1 protein-coding gene is annotated in these 1,851 nt (G+C 71.7%); it reads right to left on the reverse strand.

From position 1 onward, the window contains the following. On the reverse strand, window positions 1–1,851 hold a 1,851-nt coding region (gene acs / locus GE300_RS21965), incomplete at both ends, for an acetate--CoA ligase (protein ID WP_154449695.1).

Raw genomic sequence — 1,851 nt, forward strand, 5'->3', positions numbered from 1 at the left:
GAGGGGTCGGCGAGGGTCGAGGTGTCGCCGAGGGCGCCGAGGTCGTTCTCGGCGACCTTGCGCAGGATCCGGCGCATGATCTTGCCGGAGCGGGTCTTGGGCAGGCCCGGCGCCCACTGGATCGCGTCGGGCCTGGCGATCGGGCCGATCTCCTTGCGGACCCAGTCGCCGAGTTCCTTGCGCAGCGCCTCGCTCGGCTCCGCGCCGCTCATCAGGGTGACGTAGCAGTAGATGCCCTGGCCCTTGATGTCGTGCGGAAAGCCGACCACCGCGGCCTCGGCGACCTTGGGGTGGGCGACCAGCGCGCTCTCGATCTCGGCGGTGCCCATGCGGTGCCCGGAGACGTTCAGCACGTCGTCCACCCGGCCGGTGATCCAGTAGTAGCCGTCGGCGTCGCGCCGGCAGCCGTCGCCGCTGAAGTAATAGCCCTTGTAGTCGCTGAAATAGGTCTGCACGAAGCGCTCGTGGTCGCCCCAGACGGTGCGCATCTGCCCCGGCCAGCTGTCGCGGATGCACAGCACGCCCTCGGCCTCGGTGGCGGTGATCTCCTGGCCGGTCTGCGGGTCCAGGATCACCGGCTGCACGCCGAAGAACGGCTTGGTCGCCGAGCCCGGCTTGGCCGGGATCGCCCCCGGCAGCGGGGTGATCATGTGCCCGCCGGTCTCGGTCTGCCACCAGGTGTCGACGATCGGGCAGCGGCCGTGGCCGACCACCCGGTCGTACCAGGCCCAGGCCTCGGGGTTGATCGGCTCGCCCACCGTGCCCAGCAGCTTCAGGCTCGACAGGTCGTGCTGCGCCACCCAGTCCTCGCCCTGGCCCATCAGCGCCCGGATCGCCGTCGGCGCGGTGTAGAACTGCGTCACCTTGTGCTTCGCGCACACCGCCCAGAACCGGCCCGCGTCGGGCCAGGTCGGCACCCCCTCGAACATCACCGTGGTGGCGCCGTTGGCCAGCGGGCCGTAGACGATGTAGCTGTGCCCGGTCACCCAGCCGACGTCCGCGGTGCACCAGAAGATGTCGCCGTCGTGGTAGTCGAAGGTGTAGCGGTGGGTGATCGCCGCATACAGCAGATAGCCGGCCGAGCTGTGCACCACCCCCTTCGGCCTGCCGGTCGAGCCCGAGGTGTAGAGGATGAACAGCGGGTCCTCGGCGCCCATCGGCCGCGCCGGGCAGTCCGGCGACGCCGCCGCCATCGCCGCGGTCAGGTCGATGTCGCGGCCGTCGTCCCAGGCAATGGCGCCGCCGGTGCGCCTGACCACCAGGCAGCGCACGTCGCCGGCGCAGTTGCGCAGCGCGGTGTCGGCGTTCGCCTTCAGCGCCGTGATCCGGCCGCCGCGCGGCGCCTCGTCGGCGGTGATCACCAGCTTCGCGCCGCAGTCGTTGACCCGGTTCGCCAGCGCGTCCGGCGAGAACCCGGCGAACACCACCGAGTGCACCGCCCCGATCCGCGCGCAGGCCAGCATCGCATAGGCCGCCTCGGGGATCATCGGCAGGTACAGCACCACCCGGTCGCCCGCCGCCACGCCCTGCGCCAGCAGCACGTTGGCCAGCCGGCAGACCTGCTGGTGCAGCTCGGCATAGCTGATGTGCCGCGCCGCGGCGGCCGGATCGTCCGGCTCCCAGAGGATCGCGGTCTGGCCGCCGCGCGCCGCCAGGTGCCGGTCGATGCAGTTCGCGGCGACGTTCAGCACCCCGTCCTCGAACCAGCGGATCGACACCTCCGGGTGCGCGAACGAGGTGTTCTTCACCCGCGTCGCCGGCGTGATCCAGTCCAGCAGCGCCGCCTGCCCGCCCCAGAACCCATCGGGATCCTCCACCGACGCCCGGTACAGGCGCTCGTAGTCCGCGGCG

It is taken from the genome of Halovulum marinum, from assembly GCF_009697225.1.
GTDB classification, from domain to species: Bacteria; Pseudomonadota; Alphaproteobacteria; order Rhodobacterales; family Rhodobacteraceae; genus Halovulum; species Halovulum marinum.